Source organism: Nakamurella lactea DSM 19367, from assembly GCF_000426645.1.
GTDB lineage: Bacteria > Actinomycetota > Actinomycetes > Mycobacteriales > Nakamurellaceae > Nakamurella > Nakamurella lactea.
This window is the reverse complement of the sequence record NZ_KE384549.1, coordinates 81621-97884: the sequence shown is the minus strand read 5'-3', so window position 1 is coordinate 97884 and position 16264 is coordinate 81621. Positions and strand designations below refer to the sequence as shown.

The window sequence follows — 16264 nt, the reverse complement described above, 5'->3', positions numbered from 1 at the left end:
CCCCGATCCTGATGCAGCGCCGGGTCGGCGGCTCGCTACTCTCCGACGGTGACTTCTGCATCGGAACCCGCGAACGGCACCGAGTCCGCCTCGGCGCCGCACACCACCGCCGGCAAACTCGCCGACCTGCAGCACCGGCTGGACGAGGCGATCCACGCGGGCTCGGCGAAGGCGGTGCAGCGGCAGCACGCCAAGGGCAAGAAGACCGCCCGGGAGCGGCTCGAGCTGCTGCTGGACCCGGGCTCGTTCGTCGAGTTCGACGCGTTCGCCCGGCACCGCTCGACGAACTTCGGCCAGCAGAAGAACAGGCCGTACGGCGACGGCGTCGTGACCGGTTACGGCACCGTCGACGGCCGTGACGTGTGCGTGTTCTCCCAGGACGTCACGGTGTTCGGCGGCTCACTGGGCGAGGTGTACGGCGAGAAGATCGTCAAGGTGCTGGACTTCGCCGCGAAGACCGGCCGGCCGGTGGTCGGCATCAACGAGGGCGGCGGCGCCCGGATCCAGGAAGGCGTCGTCTCGCTCGGCCTGTACGCCGAGATCTTCCGGCGGAACGTGCAGCTGTCCGGGGTCGTCCCGCAGATCTCGCTGATCATGGGTGCCGCGGCCGGCGGGCATGTCTACTCCCCCGCGCTGACCGACTTCGTGGTGATGGTCGACAAGACCTCGCAGATGTTCATCACCGGGCCGGACGTGGTCCGCTCGGTGACCGGCGAGGAGGTCACTCTCGAGGAACTCGGCGGCGCCCGCACCCACAACACCCGCTCGGGCAATGCCCACTACCTCGGGGCTGACGAGGACGACGCGATCTCCTACGTCCGCGAGCTGCTCTCGTACCTGCCGAGCAACAACCTGGCGACCACCCCACCACTGGACGGGGCGCCGGCCGGCAGCGAACCCACCGACATCGACCTTGCCCTCGACTCCTTGATCCCGGATTCGCCCAACCAGCCCTACGACATGACGCAGGTGGTCTCCGCCGTCCTTGATGACGGCGAGTTCCTGCAGGTGCACGAGTTGTTCGCGCCGAACATCCTGGTCGGTTTCGGCCGGGTGGACGGCCGCAGCGTCGGCGTGGTGGCCAACCAGCCGCAGCACCTGGCCGGCACGCTGAACATCGATGCCAGCGAGAAGGCGGCCCGGTTCGTCCGCACCTGTGACGCGTTCAACATTCCGGTGCTGACCTTTGTGGACGTGCCCGGCTTCCTGCCCGGCACCGACCAGGAGTGGAACGGCATCATCCGGCGCGGCGCGAAACTGCTGTACGCCTACGCAGAGGCAACGGTCCCGCTGGTCACGGTGATCACCCGCAAGGCGTACGGCGGCGCCTACGACGTGATGGGTTCCAAGCATCTCGGGGCCGACGTGAACCTGGCCTGGCCGACCGCGCAGATCGCCGTGATGGGCGCCGAAGGCGCGGTGAACATCCTGTACCGCAAGGAGATTGCTGCTGCCGGCGCCGAGGCCGGGGCGGACCCGAACGCCGTCGCCGAGCTGCGCACCCAGCTGCAGACCGACTACGAGGACACCCTGGCCAACCCATTCATCGCGGCCGAGCGCGGCTACGTCGATGCGGTGATCGCTCCGCACGAGACCCGCATCGAGATCGCCAGATCGCTGCGGATCCTGGCCGACAAGCGGGAGACCCGGCTCCCCCGCAAACACGGAAACATCCCCCTGTGAACGGAAGGAAGCTGGCCGGCCGACGCCGCGACGACGAGGACGCCGCCGCGGTCGTCGCGGTCCTCACCCTGCTGTCCGGCTCCGGTCCGGAACCGGCGGAACAGCCACGCGATCTCTGGGGTTCGCCGGCGCACCGGCTCGGCCTGCCCGAGCTCGGTCCGCATGCCTGGTGGGCCTCGGGCGTCCGGCGATGAGTACTACGCCCGCCGTCGTTCTCGCCTCCGCATCGCCGGCGCGACTCTCGGTGCTCCGGGCCGCCGGCATCGACCCGGTGGTGATCGTCTCCGAGGTCGACGAGCCTGCTATCGAGCGGGCCCACGCCGGCGAACCGCCGGCCGACGTGGTCGCCGAACTGGCCATGGCGAAGGCGCAAGCCGTTGCTGCTCGGGCGACGTCGCGATTCCAGGACGCCGTGGTGATCGGCTGCGACTCGATGCTGCTGTTCGGCGGAACGCTGCGCGGCAAACCGGGCACCGCCGAGAATGCCCGCCGGCAGTGGGCCGAGATGGCAGGTGGCGAAGGCGATCTGCTCACCGGACATGCCGTATTACGCGTCAACCATGGTGAGATCACCGGCAGCGCACGGGGTACCGAAAAGACCACCATCCGCCTCGGCAGTCCGACTGCGGCCGAGGTGGACGCCTACCTGGCCACCGGCGAACCGCTACAGGTGGCCGGGTCGCTGACCATCGACGGCTACGGCGGCTGGTTCGTCGACGGCATCGACGGCGACCCCAGCTCGGTGATCGGCATCTCGCTACCGCTGATCCGCCGCCTGCTGCAGCAACTCGACCTGACCGTGACCGACCTCTGGCGGCCCACCCCGGTGGCCACATCTGCCAGTGCCGAAGGAGCCACCCCGTGAAGTCCGTACTGATCGCCAATCGCGGCGAGATCGCCGTCCGCGTCGTCCGTGCCTGCCGCGACGCCGGCCTGCAATCCGTTGCGGTGTATGCCGATCCGGATCGTGAAGCCCCGCACGTCCGGCTCGCCGACCAGGCCTTCGCGCTGCACGGCGGCACCTCCGCGGATACCTACCTGAACATCGAGAAGCTGTTGGCAGCCGCCGCCGCGGCCGGCGCCGATGCCGTGCATCCCGGTTACGGCTTCCTGTCCGAGAACGCCGAGTTCGCCCAGGCGGTGATCGACGCCGGGCTGGTCTGGATCGGGCCGAGCCCGCAGGCGATCCGGGATCTGGGTGACAAGGTGACGGCCCGGCACATCGCGCTGCGGGCCGGTGCCCCGCTCACCCCTGGCACTCCGGACCCGGTCAAGGGGTCTGACGAAGTGGTCGCGTTCGCCCAGGAATTCGGCCTGCCGGTGGCCATCAAGGCGGCCTTCGGCGGCGGCGGTCGGGGCCTGAAGGTGGCCCGGACGCTGGCCGAGATCCCCGAGCTGTACGACTCTGCGGTGCGCGAGGCGGTCAGCGCCTTCGGCCGCGGCGAGTGTTTCGTCGAGCGCTTCCTGGACAAGCCGCGGCACGTCGAGGCGCAGGTGCTGGCCGACCAGCACGGCACGGTGATCGTGGTCGGCACCCGCGACTGCTCGCTGCAGCGCAGGTACCAGAAGCTGGTCGAGGAGGCGCCGGCACCGTTTCTGACCGAGTCCCAGCGGACCCAGATTCATCAGGCGGCCAAGGACATCTGTCGCGAGGCCGGTTACTACGGCGCCGGAACGGTGGAGTTCATCATCGGCCAGGACGGGATGATCTCGTTCCTGGAGGTGAACACCCGGCTGCAGGTGGAACATCCGGTCAGTGAGGAGACGTCCGGCCTCGACCTCGTGCGCGAACAGTTCCGGATCGCCGACGGCGAGAAGTTGCGCTGGACAGCGGATCCTGAGCCCCGTGGCCACTCGATCGAGTTCCGGATCAACGGCGAGGACGCCGGCAAGGGCTTCCTGCCGGCCCCGGGGATGGTCACCTCGTTCGTCGCCCCGGCCGGCCCTGGGGTGCGGGTGGACGCCGGCGTCGAGTCCGGCTCCGAGGTGTCCGGGGCGTTCGATTCGTTGCTGGCCAAGGTGATCGTCACCGGCGCCGACCGGGACGAGACACTGGCCAGGGCCCGACGGGCGCTGGCCGAGATGCGGGTCGAGGGGATGGCAACGGTGCTGCCGTTCCACCGCGCGGTGCTCGACGATCCGGCGTTCACCGCCGCCGACGGCCGGTTCGGCGTGCACACCAGGTGGATCGAGACCGAGTTCGACAATCAGATTCCGCCGTTCGATGGCACCCTCGACGGTGCCGAGGTGGCCGATCCCCCGCCGCCGCGGCAGACCGTTGTCGCCGAGGTGAACGGCCGCCGGGTGGAGGTGTCGCTGCCGGGAGATCTGCTGCTCGGCTCCGGCCGGCCGGCGAAATCCCAGCGCGCCAAGCGATCCCGTTCGTCAGCGGCCTCCGCCGCCGGCACCGGCTCGGTGACCGCACCGATGCAGGGCACCGTCGTCAAGGTCGCGGTAGAGACTGGAGCCATCGTCGAGGTGGGCGATCAGATCGCGGTGATCGAAGCCATGAAGATGGAGAACCCGGTGACGGCCGGCGTTGCCGGCACCGTCACCGAGGTTGCCGTCGAGGTGGGCGCCTCGGTGACCAGCGGCGCCGTGCTGGCGACGATCGAGCCAACCGCTGAGCAGTGACCGAGCCGCGCGGTCCCCGGGTCCGTCTCGTGCTGGTGCACGGGACACTGGTGAGCGCCGCGCAGTGGGTGAACTATCCGAGACTGCTCGGCGAGCCATCGATACAGGTGGTGGCACCGGATCTGCCCGGCCACGGGAGTCTGGCGAGCACCCGGTTCACCTTCGACGGTGCGCTGGCGGCGATCGAGTCGGCCGTCGGTACCGATCCCGACCTGCCGGTAGTACTCGCCGGGCATTCGCTCGGTGGCTACCTGTCGCTCGCCTGGGCGAGCACCAACAGTGATCGGCTGGCCGGCCTGGCGCTGCTCGGCGCCGCCGGCGACCCGTCGGCGCCGTTGGCCCGCGTCTATTCCGGCGCGACCGGGTTGTTCCAGCGGATCGGCATCGAGCGCCTCGACCGGATGGTGAACCGCAATCTCGGCCGGATCGTCCCACCGGATGCGATCGACGCGGTGCGCGCGGCGGGCGTCTCCTACGCATCGGTGCCGGACTCCTGGCCGGCGGTGATCAACAACATCCGTCCCGACCTGCTGGACCCGGTGAGCTGCCCGGTGTTGTTCGTCGGCGGACAGTTCGATCAGCTACGGATGCACACCAGGAGGTTCCTCGAGCACACCCGGGACGGCCAGGTGGTGGTGATTCCCCGTGCGACGCACATGTTCCCGATGACCCACCAGGCCGCGACCGCGAAGGTGTTGCGGGACTTCATCGACCGCGTCGTCCCCGCGTAGCGGGGTTGTCCCGCCCAGCCGTAGCGGGGTTGTCCCGCCCAGCCGTAGCGGGGTTGTCCCGCCCAGCCGTAGCGGGGTTGTCCCGGCCCTTGAGCCGAGGCTACCAATCGCCGACGGCGCCGTCCGGGTAGAACACCCGCTGCAGCACCTCCGGCTGGTAGGGGTGCTTGGCGATCTCGGCCTCGTTGAGTTCGATGCCAAGGCCGGGCCGGTCGTGCGGCCTGGCCAGCCGGCCCACCGGATCGATCGGATGCGACTCCTGCACGATGTCGGCCCGCCAGGGCACATCGGAATGCACGGACTCGCAGATGATGTACCCGGGCTGGCTGAACCCGAACTCCAGCGACGCCGCGGTGCTCACCGGTCCCTGCGGGTTGTGTGGGGCCAGCGCGATCCGGTAAGAATCGGCCATCGCCGCAATCTTGCGCGCCTCGGTCAGCCCGCCAGCGTGGGTGATGTCGAGTTGGCAGACGTCCATCGCCCCGGCCTCGAACAGCGCCCGGAACTGCTGCAGGCCGATCACCCGCTCACCGGTGGCGATGGGGGTCGTCGTGGCCGCGTTGATCCGGGCCAGGCCCTCGACCGCCTCCGGCCAGCAGGGCTCCTCCAGGAACAGCAGCCCGTAGTCGTCCAGTGCCTTGGCGAAGCGCAGTCCCATCGCCGGCGACGGCCGGGCGTGGCAGTCCACCATCAGATCGACGTCCGGCCCGACGGCCTCGCGCATTGCCGCAACGCAACCCTCGGCGTGCCGCACCGCGGACAGGCCCTCTACCGGCATGGTCGCCGGAACCGCCATCGACTTCATCGCGGTGAAGCCGTCGGCCACCGCCGCCGAGGCCAGCTCGGCGAACGCCCGGTAGTCCGAAACCGGTGTCTGGTAGAACTTCTCCATGCTGCCGCCGCCGAGGTGGCAGTACATCTTCACGTAGTCGCGGACCCGGCCGCCCCAGAGTTGGTGGCAGGGCACCCCGTGGATCTTCCCGGCGATGTCCCACAGGGCGATGTCGATCCCACTGATGGCGGTGGACCGCACCACGCCGTTGCCGTGCCAGAAGTGCTGCCGGTACATCATCTGCCAGAGGTGTTCGATCCGTCGGGGATCCTCGCCGACCAGGAGTTCGGACAGGTCCTTGATGGCACCGACCACCCCGTTGGTGTGCCACTCCAAGGTCGCCTCGCCCCAGCCGATCAGTCCCGGCTGGTCGGTCACCACCTTGACGAAGATCCAGTTCCGCATCCGGGCGTTGCACACCACGGCGCTGACCTCGGTGATCTTCATAGTTCTTCCTCTCCTGCGATCCGGGTCTCGACCGGTCGGTCCTTGGGTGGGGTGGGGGCGACGCGGTCGCACGGAATCGGTGACGACCGGGGTACTGCGCCGGTTCGGGTCAGGACCGCCGTCGGGCCTCGGCGTCCTGGGATTCCCGGGCCAGCACGGCGGTCCAACCGCCGTCCACCGGGATCGCCGTACCGGAGATGTACCCGGCCTGATCGGACAGCAGAAAGGCCACCACCGCAGCGATCTCCTCCGGGCGGGCGAGCCGTTCGGCGGGGGAAAAGCCCTCGAGCCGGTGCTGCGCCGCCGCCGGATCCGCGGCGGACTGCATGGATGCGCGAAGTGCCGGGGTGTCAACGGCGCCCGGTGCCACCGCGACCGCCCTGATGCCACGGGGTCCGTAGGTCACCGCGACACTGCGCACCAGGGCCTCGGCCGCGGCCTTGGTCATCTCGTAGACGGGGTGCCGTTCGGCCGCGTGGCCGGCGTGCACCGAGGAGATCACCAGCAGCACTCCGGGACGCCCGGCCGTAGTCCACTCGTCCACCGCCTCGGCCGATCCCCACAGCAGGCCGAGCTGGTTGATGTCCACCACTTCCCGGGCATCGGCCTCGTCCAGGTCGGTCAGATCGTGCAGCCGGGTGATCCCGGCACAACCGACCCAACCCCACAACGGCGCCAGCTCGGTGGCCGCAGCCCTCGCCCTCCGGTGGCAGTCCCGGTCCCGGACGTCCCCGGCGACGGCGACGACACGCCCGCCGGCGGCGCGGAGGTCGGCGACCACGGCCTCGAGCTGCTCGACGTGCAGATCGACGGCAGCGACCGGGTAACCGTCCGCGGCCAACCGCTGGGCGATGGCCCGTCCGATCCCCGAGGCCGCGCCGGTCACCACGACACTGCCCGGCGGCGTCACGCCGACCCGCCGGCGGTCAACCGCGGGCCGTCGCCCTCGCGGGAGAATCCCAGGTTCGCGGACACTTCCGCGGCTCCGTCCACCAATGCCTTACCGATCTGCGACCGCCTGGCCGCGGTCAGCCCGGCCTTCAACATCGTCACGCTGAGCGCCGCATCCGCGATGCCGGCATGGTCGCGGATCGCCGCGCCGATGCAGATGATGCCGTCGAAGTCCTCTTCGTTGTCGACGGCGTAACCGTGTTCCCGCACCGTCGCCAGGTGCGCGACGAAACCCGCGGGATCAACGATCGAATGGCTTGTCTGCGCATGCAGCTTGCGGCGGCCGATCAGCTTGAGCACGTCGGCGTCCGCCCGGGTGGACAGGATGGCCTTGCCGATCGCGGTGGTGTGCAACATCTCTCGGTCGCCCATCCGCAGATCGATCCGCAGCCCGCCCATCACGTCGACCCGGTCGATGATCCCCACCCCGTCGCCCTGCAGCACACCCAGCCGCACCGACAGACCCAACTCGTTGGCCAGCCGGTGCAAGGTCGGTCGGGCAACCTCGCGCACCGGGGTCTGGGACCTGGCCAGATCGCCGAGCCTGGTCAGCGTGCGTCCGAGCCGGTACCGCCGATGCTGGCCGGTCCCGACGTCGGCCACGTAGCCGGCCTCCAGCAGGGTCTGCAACACGGCAAACGCCGCGCTCTTGGACAGCCCGGTCGACTCCCCGATCTCGGTCACGCTCAGCCCGTCCGATTCCGACTGTGCGGCAAGCACGTCCAGTACGTTCAGCGCCCGCGCAACGCTCTGCACGGTGTACTTGCCGGAGGTTCGCTCCCCGACTTCAGTCATTAGCTGCCTCCGCCCAAACCGGGTCGTCATTGTTCCAGTCCGGCAAAGGATACGCGGCGATCGGACTTCGATACACCCCTTGATCCTTTACCCGTTCCTGTTATACGCTACCGCACACTGTTTGGGACTGACGAACGCGAGGTTGTAAAGTGCACGATACCGGCGACGGGCGCAACGGGCTGGCGCGACGGGCGAAGACCGTGATCCCTGGCGGGGTCAACAGCGGTCAACGAATGGTCCCGGCCCTGGAGGATCTGGTGGTGGTCTCGGCGAAGGGCGCAACCTTCACCGACGTGAACGGGAAGGTCTACACCGACTTCCATGCCGCCTTCGGCCCGCCACTTTTGGGCCACAACGACCCCGACGTGGCTGCCGCGATCGCCGCCGCCGCCCACGACACCGATCTGGCCGGGGTCGGCGTGTCGCCGGGTGAGGTGCAACTGGCCGAGCAGCTGGTGGAACTGATCCCGAGCATCGAGAAGGTGCTGCTCACCTCGACCGGGTCGGAGGCCACCTACCACGCGCTGCGGGTGGCCAGGGCGGTCACCGGACGGCGGTACGTGGTGAAGTTCCAGGGCTGCTACCACGGCTGGCACGATGCGGTGAGCCTGAACGTGATCTCGGCGGCGGACCGGGTCGGTCACCCGGATCCGATCACCGCCGGCGCGCTGCCGGACACCCTGGCCGCCACCCTGGTGCTGGAGTTCAACGACACCGAGGCGGTCAAGGCGCTGTTCGCCGAACGCGGGCACGAGATCGCCGCGGTCATCCTGGAACCGATCCCGCACAACATCGGTGCGGTGCTGCCGGACCAGGAGTTCCTGGCCAGCTTGCGCGAACTGTGCACCCGGCACGACTCGGTGCTCATCTTCGACGAGGTGATCACCGGCTTCCGGCATGCGCTGGGCGGTTACCAGTCGATCTGTGGGATCACGCCGGACCTGACCACGCTCGGCAAGGCCATGGGCAACGGTGTGCCGATCGCGGCCGTCGGCGGTCGGGCGGACCTGATGGACACCTTCTCCTCCAGGCCGGGCGGCCCGGCCTTCTTTGCCGGCACCTACAACGGCCATCCGGTGGTGGTGGCCGCCGCGTTGGCCACCATCGGCAAGCTTCGCAGCGAGCCGGTGCACGAACACATCTTCCGGCTCGGCGAGCGGGTGCGCAGCGGCGTCGCCGAGATCTGCTCCCGGCTGGACGTGCCGGCCGTCAGCACCGGCTACGGATCGGTCTTCGTCACCTACTTCATGTCCGGCGACCGGCCGCGGACCTACGCGGACCTACTCGGCAACGACGCCGGGCTGTTCGTCGGCTACCGCCGGAACCTGTTGGACAGCGGCATGTTCGAGCTGCCGTTGAACCTCAAGCGCAGCCACATCTCCTACGCCCACACCGATGACGACGTCGATCGTTACCTGGCCGCGATCGAGCCGGCGATCGCCTCGGCCGCCGCCAGCCGTGACGACACCACCACCGCCAGCACCATGGGCGGGATCTGAGATCACCGTGACCCCACCGTTTTTCCCACGTACTACCTACGTTCAGGAGGAAGACCGATGCGTACTCGCAAGGCCCTGATCGCGTCCGTGCTGGCCGCCGCCATGACATTGGCTGCCTGCTCCGGAAGCGATTCCGCCGACGATCCGACCACCACCGCACCGAGTTCGCCGGCCGAATCGGCCGAGCAGCCGGCCGATACCGGCACCGGCACCGCGGCCGGCACCGAAACCAGCACCACCGGTTCGCCGCAGGACACGGCCGCTCCGGCACCCTCCGGCGGCACCGTCACCGTCGGAGCGGCCGCCGGCATTCCGCAGCTCAACCCGGCGATCCGTACCTTCGCCTGGGAGGAGGTGCTGTTCCCGCTGCTGTGGAACGGCTTGTCCAAGACCGACAAGGACGGGAACGTGGTACCTGACCTCGCCGAGTCGTGGACCGCCTCCGACGACCAGAAGACCTGGACCTTCGCGCTGCGCGACGGCGTCACCTTCTCCAACGGCAAGGCATTCACCGCCGACGACGTGGTCAAGACCTTCGACTACTACCTCAAGAAGGACACGCCGACCCAGGAGGCGAACAAGATCGCCACGGTCACCGACGTCAAGGCGAAGGACGATCACACGGTCACCTTCACGCTGAGCGCCGCGAACGCGTTGTTCCCCAGCGCCATCGTCTGGATCAAGATGCTGGACATGGACTCGATCTCGACCATCGACAAGAAGCCCATCGGCACCGGGCCGTTCGTGGTCAAGGAGTTCGTGCCGAACGATCACCTGTACCTGGCGCGCAGCGACTCGTACTTCGGCGACCCGGCACCGCTGGACGAGATCAAGATCGTCACCTCCTCGGACTCCGCGGCGGCCGCGAGCTCACTGGCCTCCGGAGACATCGAGGTGCTGTCCGAGCTCCCGCTCAGCGACGTCGACCAGTACGCCGACAGCCCGGACGTCACCGTTGTGCTGCCGGCCTCGCCGAGCCAGTGGCCGTCCTGGGAGGTCGACGCGACCTCGCCGCCGTTCAACAACGTCAAGGCACGCCAGGCACTTGCCTACGCGGTCGACCGCGAACAGATCCTGGATGCCGCCTACTACGGGCAGGGCGTGGTCTCGCCGACCAACAACCCGCTGAGCACCGGCAATCCGTGGTTCTCCGCCGACGGGCTGACCGACTACTCCTACAACCTGGACAAGGCCAAGCAGCTGTTCACCGAGGCCGGGGTCAAGGAAGGCGACACCCTGACCTGGTGGGGCATCGCAGGTTCCAACCCGGAGTGGGCAACCGCCGGCCAGATCCTGCAGGCCAGCCTGAAGGAGATCGGCATCAACCTGAAGATCGAGAACGTGGACGTCTCCACCTGGGTCGACCGGTTCTACCCGGCCGGCAAGTCCTACCCGGGCCTGGTGGTTCCGAACTTCCAGTCGACCCCGCTGGAGCCGGCGTACTCGATCAACTTCCTGCTGAAGGGACGCTGCGAGTGCAACTGGGACAACCCCGACTTCGAGAAGGCCTACGCCGCAGCGGTCGCCGAGCCCGACGCCGACGCCCGCAAGCAGAAGTGGGCAGAGGTGCAGAAGATCGTCAACGAGCAGGTGCCGGTGATCGTCCCGCTGCAGTCGAACGTGGCGACGGCGGTGGCGAACAAGGTCAGCGGTGTCTGGGTGGAAAGCGGGGGTCAGCTGCACCTGGAATCCGCGGGACTGACCGTGTCCTGACATGCTGCGGATGATCCTGCGGAGGCTGGCGGTCGGCATCGCGATGCTGGTCGCCGTCTCCGCCCTCATCTTCATCGTGCTGCGGCTGCTGCCCGGTGATCCGGTGATGACCCGGCTGGGCGCGACGCCCGGGATCAGCGCCGAGACCCTGGCGCAGCTGCGGGCCGACGCCGGACTGGACGATCCGATCCTGACCCAATACTTCTCCTGGGTCGGCGGCCTGGTGCGCGGCGACTTCGGCAACTCCTATTTCAACCAGTACTCGGTGACCGAACTGATCGGCCAGCGGCTGCCGGCGACCCTGGAGCTGACCGTCATCTCGATGGTGCTCTCGGTGCTGATCGCCGTCCCGGCGGCACTGTTGGTGGTCCGCCGGCCCGGCGGCATCGTCGACCGGCTGGTCACCACGGTGTCCACCGTCGGCATGGCGCTGCCGAGCTTCATCATGGGCGTACTGCTGATCACGGTGTTCGCGGTGCGGCTCAAGTGGTTGCCCTCGCGGGGATTCACCCCGCTGTCGGAATCGATCGGCGAGAACCTGCGCAGCATGATCCTTCCGTCGTTGACCCTGGCGTTCGCCGCTGCGCCGCTGTTGCTGCGGTTCCTGCGGGCCTCCCTGCTGGAGGTGCTCAGCGCCCCGTACATCAGGACCGCCAGGGGCAAGGGCGCGCCGGCGGGCCGGGTGCTGGTCTCGCACGCACTGCGCAACGCGCTGATCCCCGCCCTGACCATGCTCGGCCTGATCGTCGGTTACACGCTGGGCGGGGTGGTGATCATCGAGTACGTCTTCGGCCTGCCGGGTCTCGGCTCGCTGGCGGTGGACGCCGTGACCAAACGCGACTACGCCGTGCTGCAGTCGTGTGTGCTGCTGATCAGCGCCATGTTCATCGTGACCAACCTGGTGGTGGACATCGTGACCGGGATCCTGGATCCCCGACTCCGATTGGGGAAAGGCCGTGGCTGAGGTCTCGGCGGCCGTGACGGCCGCGGCCGCACCGATCCGACGGCGCCGCCGCGACGTCGTGGTGGTGATCGCGCTGGTGGTACTGGCGGTGATCGTCATCGGGTCGCTGTTCGCACCGTGGTTGGCACCGCATGACCCCACCCAGCTGTCCCGCGACAGATTCGCCGGACCGAGCGCCGGCCACCTGCTCGGGACCGACGAACTCGGCCGGGACCTGCTGTCGCGCATCATGTATGCCGGTCGCATCACCCTCAGCATCGCCGGCGGTGCCGCCCTCATCGCGATGATCCTCGGGGCCGTCTGGGGCATGGCGGCGGCCTTCGCCCGTGGCCTGGTCGACGAGATCCTGATGCGGCTGGCCGACACCGCCATGGCCGTACCGCAGATGCTGCTGGCGCTGGTGTTCGTCGCCGCGTTCGGATCCGACCCGGTTCGGCTGGCGGTGATCGTCGGAGTGCTACTGACCCCGGTAACCGCCCGGATGGTGCGCAGCGCGGTGCTCACCGAGAAACAAGCCGACTACTACCGGGCGGCGATCGCCTACGGCGCGTCCCGGCCGCGGCTGGTACTCACCGAGGTGCTGCCGAACGTGTGGGCCCCGATCGGGGTGCAGGCCGCGATCAACGTCGCCAACGCGATCGCGCTGGAAGCCGGGCTGAGCTTCATCGGGCTGGGCATCCAGGATCCCGACATCTCCTGGGGGCTGCTGGTCAAATGGGGCTACGAGAAGATCAGCCGGTCCCTGGGGTACGTCACCTTCCCGGCCCTGGCGATCCTGATCACCATCTGGATGCTGAACCTGCTGGCCGACCAGCTCGGCCGCACCGACTCCGGGACACAGCGATGAACACACCGGAACCAGCGACCACCCCGGCCCTGCGGGTACAGGACCTGACCGTTCGTTTCGGCTCTACCGAGGCGGTCCGGGGAGTTTCCTTCGACCTGGCGGCGGGCAGCCGTACCGGACTGGTCGGCGAGTCCGGATCCGGGAAATCGGTGACGGCCCTGTCGGTGATGCGGCTGGTCCAGGGCGCCACCACCACCGGGCAGGTGCGGCTGGGCGATGTCGATGTGCTTGCCCTGAACCGGCGCCGGCTGCAGAAGATCCGCGGCTCCCGGGTCGCGATGATCTACCAGGACCCGATGTCGTCGCTCAACCCGGTGCACACCATCGGCGCGCAAATCACCGAAGCGATCACCCTGCACAGCACGGTGAGTCGTCGCGACGCCAGGGACCGGGCGGTGGAACTGCTCTCCGAGGTGGGGGTCGCCCGGGCGCAGGAAAGGTTGGACGCCTACCCGCACCAGTTCTCCGGCGGCATGCGTCAACGGGTGATGATCGCGATGGCACTGGCCGGCGATCCGAAGGTGCTGATCGCCGATGAGCCCACCACGGCACTGGATGTCACCATCCAGGCCAGGATCATCGACCTGCTCGACCGGATCGTCGCCGAACGGCACACCGCGGTGCTGCTGATCACCCACGACCTGGGGGTTGCTGCCGGATTCTGCGACCGCATCCACGTGATGCAGCACGGGCTGATCGTGGAGAGTGCCGAGGCCGAGGAGCTCTACGCCCGGCCGCAGCACCCCTACACCCGCAGCCTGCTCGGCGCGGTGGTCGACTTGCAGACAGATGTGACCAGGCCGATCCCCACCACCGCGGACATCGCGCCGGTCCGGACCTCACCGATCGAGGTCGACGAGCGCCCGACAGCAGCCGAGCCGACCGAGCCGGACACCGGGCGGCCGCCGGCCGGAGCCACCGTCCCCGGGATCCCGCAGCCGGGCGCACCGGAACTGTTGCGGGTCACCGGGATTCGCAAGACCTTCGAGCTGGGCCACTCGGAGGTCAGGGCGGTGGACGACGTCAGCTTCGCGGTGCGACGCGGCCAGACCTTCGGGCTGGTCGGCGAATCGGGCTCGGGCAAGTCGACGGTGAGCTCCTGCATCCTCGGTCTGACGCCGATCGACGCCGGGCGGGTCGAGTTCGATGGGACAACGGTGAACGGGTTGGGCCGCACCGAGTTGCGGGAACTGCGACGCCGGATGCAGATCGTCTTCCAGGATCCGTTCGCCGCATTGAACCGCAGGCACACCGTCCGCCGGCTGGTGGCGGCGCCGTTGGCGGCGCACGGCATCGGCGATCGCCGGGAACGCGCCGACCGGGCGGTCGAGATGCTCGAGCTGGTCGGCCTGGGAACCCAGTACCACGACCGGCTTCCCCGGGAGCTGTCCGGCGGGCAGTGCCAGCGGGTCGCAATCGCCAGGGCACTGGTCCTGGAACCGGAGTTCCTGGTGCTGGACGAGGCGGTCTCGGCACTGGATGTGTCGTTGCAGGCGCAGGTGCTGAACCTGCTACGGGAGCTGCAACAACGACTTGACCTGACCTACCTTTTCGTCAGTCACGACCTGGGAGTGGTGCGTTACATGTGTTCGGAGATCGCCGTGATGCAATCCGGCGCCATCGTGGAGCAGGCCGGTCGCGACGAGTTGTTCGCCGAGCCGAAGCAGGAATACACCAGGGCGCTGCTGGCGGCGGTGCCGACCGCCGATCCGGTGACCGAGAAGGCTCGGCGCGCCCGCTCGACCGCGGCGGTATCGGCATGACCGCCGCGACCAACACCTCCCGGGTCGGGGATGTGGTGCGCCCGCGCGGCTTTGCCGGCCTCGTCGGCATGGCGCAACGGGATGTGACACCGCCGGTGGGCATCCGCAATCGCAACTGGGGCCCGGCCACGGTCGACATCGCCGAGGGTGTGCACCGTCCGTTCCTGTTGGTGGCACTGGCATTGCGGGCCGCCGACGGCGGCGACCCGGTCGTCGTCATCGGCGTGGATGCCACCTGGTGGCGGCGGGTGTCGGACTTCACCGAGACCAGGGACCTGCTGCTGCGGGAGCTCGGACTGTCGGAGCAGAACCTGCTGTTCTCGCTGTCCCACACCCACGCCGGTGCGGTGCTGGGCGCGGGGCATGCCACCTTGCCCGGCGGCGAGCTGATCCCGGGCTACCTCGAGGAGCTTCGGCAGGCCGCGGTCGCCGCCGGCCGGGAGGCGTTGGGCGCTCTACAACCGGGCGCCGTGCAATGGGCCACCGGTCACTGCGACCTGGCCGCGAACCGGGAGGCCCAGGTCGACGGCCGGGCGGTGGTCGGTTTCGACCCGACGGTGACGGCTGACGATGCGGTACTGGTCGGCCGGGTCACCGCCGCGGACGGCCGGGTGCTGGGCACCGTTGTCAACTACGCCTGCCATCCCACCACCTTGGCCTGGGAGAACCGGCTGCTGTCACCGGATTACGTCGGTGCCATGCGCGAGACGGTTGAACAGGCGACCGGCGCCCCGTGTCTGTTCCTCCAGGGCGCCTCTGGTGATCTGGCACCGCGGGAGCAGTACGTCGGCGACGTCGCGGTGGCCGACCGGCATGGTCGGGCTCTGGGACACAGCGCGCTGGCCGCCCTGGGAACCCTGCCACCACCGGGCAGCGGCTGGCAGCTGGACCGGATCGTCGAGTCCGGCGCCCCGCTGGCCTGCTGGCGGACGGCACCGGTCCAGCTGCCCGGCGAGCTGGCCACCGACCGGGTCGAGATCACCATGCCGCTGCGTCCGTTGCCGACGATCCAGGAACTGGAAGCGGAGTGGGCGGACATCGATCCGCTCAGCCGGGACGAACGGCTGAGCCGGGCACGGGACCTACGGGACGGCTACATCACCGGCGACACGGTGATCCATCCGCTGTGGACGGTCCGGATCGGCGACGCCGTGATCGTCGCGCACCCGGGCGAGGCCTACGCGGCGTTCCAGACGGACCTGCGGGACCGCTTTCCCGACCTGGCCGTGGTGGCCGTGAACCTGACCAACGGGCCGGGATTCGTCTACCTGCCGACCGACGAGGCCTACCAGCGCAACGCCTACCAGGCCTGGCAGACGGCGCTGGCCGAGGGGGCGCTGGCCCGGTTGACCGCCGCGGCCGTCGAACGGATCACCGCCATCATGCGCTGACGCCGCCCGGACAG

14 protein-coding genes are annotated in these 16264 nt (G+C 69.1%); 11 read left to right on the top strand and 3 right to left on the bottom strand.

All coding sequences use genetic code 11. The features are described 5' to 3' along the window. The first annotated feature begins 48 nt into the window (after positions 1–48). The 5 genes from K340_RS0121335 to K340_RS32190 are packed head-to-tail and all read left to right on the top strand — an operon-like array spanning position 49 to position 5048. On the top strand, positions 49–1683 hold the full coding sequence (locus K340_RS0121335; protein ID WP_029138188.1) for an acyl-CoA carboxylase subunit beta: 1635 nt from the start codon (positions 49–51) through the stop codon (positions 1681–1683). Next, positions 1680–1877, top strand: coding sequence for an acyl-CoA carboxylase subunit epsilon (locus tag K340_RS0121330; RefSeq protein ID WP_029138187.1), 198 nt, complete (start codon positions 1680–1682; stop codon positions 1875–1877). The genes K340_RS0121335 and K340_RS0121330 overlap by 4 nt, the downstream gene beginning before the upstream one ends. Continuing rightward, positions 1874–2548 carry a Maf family protein gene (locus tag K340_RS0121325; RefSeq protein WP_029138186.1) on the top strand — a complete coding sequence of 225 codons (675 nt, stop codon included), beginning with the start codon at positions 1874–1876 and terminating at the stop codon, positions 2546–2548. The genes K340_RS0121330 and K340_RS0121325 overlap by 4 nt, the downstream gene beginning before the upstream one ends. Continuing rightward, positions 2545–4317: an acetyl/propionyl/methylcrotonyl-CoA carboxylase subunit alpha gene (locus tag K340_RS0121320; protein WP_029138185.1), complete on the top strand. Its 1773-nt coding sequence runs from the start codon at positions 2545–2547 to the stop codon at positions 4315–4317. The genes K340_RS0121325 and K340_RS0121320 overlap by 4 nt, the downstream gene beginning before the upstream one ends. After that, positions 4314–5048 carry an alpha/beta fold hydrolase gene (locus K340_RS32190; RefSeq protein ID WP_037366104.1) on the top strand — a complete coding sequence of 245 codons (735 nt, stop codon included), beginning with the start codon at positions 4314–4316 and terminating at the stop codon, positions 5046–5048. The genes K340_RS0121320 and K340_RS32190 overlap by 4 nt, the downstream gene beginning before the upstream one ends. A gap of 100 nt (positions 5049–5148) precedes the next feature. Here K340_RS32190 and dgoD read toward each other — a convergent pair whose 3' ends face one another. The 3 genes from dgoD to K340_RS0121300 form a co-directional block, all read right to left on the bottom strand. After that, complete coding sequence (gene dgoD, locus K340_RS0121310; RefSeq protein ID WP_029138184.1) at positions 5149–6327, bottom strand: galactonate dehydratase; 1179 nt, start codon at positions 6325–6327, stop codon at positions 5149–5151. A 109-nt stretch (positions 6328–6436) separates the two neighbouring features. After that, entirely contained in the window at positions 6437–7237 is an 801-nt protein-coding gene (locus K340_RS0121305; protein WP_029138183.1) for an SDR family NAD(P)-dependent oxidoreductase, read from the bottom strand. Beyond that, positions 7234–8073, bottom strand: coding sequence for an IclR family transcriptional regulator (locus tag K340_RS0121300; protein ID WP_029138182.1), 840 nt, complete (start codon positions 8071–8073; stop codon positions 7234–7236). Before K340_RS0121300 ends, K340_RS0121305 begins: the two co-directional genes overlap by 4 nt. A 233-nt stretch (positions 8074–8306) precedes the next feature. Here K340_RS0121300 and K340_RS0121295 point away from each other — a divergent pair, with 233 nt between their 5' ends. The 6 genes from K340_RS0121295 to K340_RS32185 are packed head-to-tail and all read left to right on the top strand — an operon-like array spanning position 8307 to position 16250. Beyond that, entirely contained in the window at positions 8307–9572 is a 1266-nt protein-coding gene (locus K340_RS0121295; protein ID WP_051267389.1) for an aspartate aminotransferase family protein, read from the top strand. A gap of 57 nt (positions 9573–9629) precedes the next feature. Then, positions 9630–11285 (top strand): ABC transporter substrate-binding protein, encoded by a 1656-nt coding sequence (locus tag K340_RS0121290; RefSeq protein WP_029138180.1) that lies wholly within the window; start codon positions 9630–9632, stop codon positions 11283–11285. Between the two features lies 1 nt (position 11286). Continuing rightward, positions 11287–12249 (top strand): ABC transporter permease, encoded by a 963-nt coding sequence (locus tag K340_RS0121285; protein ID WP_029138179.1) that lies wholly within the window; start codon positions 11287–11289, stop codon positions 12247–12249. Continuing rightward, positions 12242–13096, top strand: a complete 855-nt coding sequence (locus K340_RS0121280; RefSeq protein WP_051267126.1) for an ABC transporter permease — start codon at positions 12242–12244, stop codon at positions 13094–13096. The genes K340_RS0121285 and K340_RS0121280 overlap by 8 nt, the downstream gene beginning before the upstream one ends. Beyond that, entirely contained in the window at positions 13093–14859 is a 1767-nt protein-coding gene (locus K340_RS0121275) for a dipeptide ABC transporter ATP-binding protein (protein ID WP_029138177.1), read from the top strand. The genes K340_RS0121280 and K340_RS0121275 overlap by 4 nt, the downstream gene beginning before the upstream one ends. Continuing rightward, entirely contained in the window at positions 14856–16250 is a 1395-nt protein-coding gene (locus K340_RS32185) for a hypothetical protein (protein ID WP_051267125.1), read from the top strand. The genes K340_RS0121275 and K340_RS32185 overlap by 4 nt, the downstream gene beginning before the upstream one ends. The last annotated feature ends 14 nt before the right edge of the window (positions 16251–16264 follow it).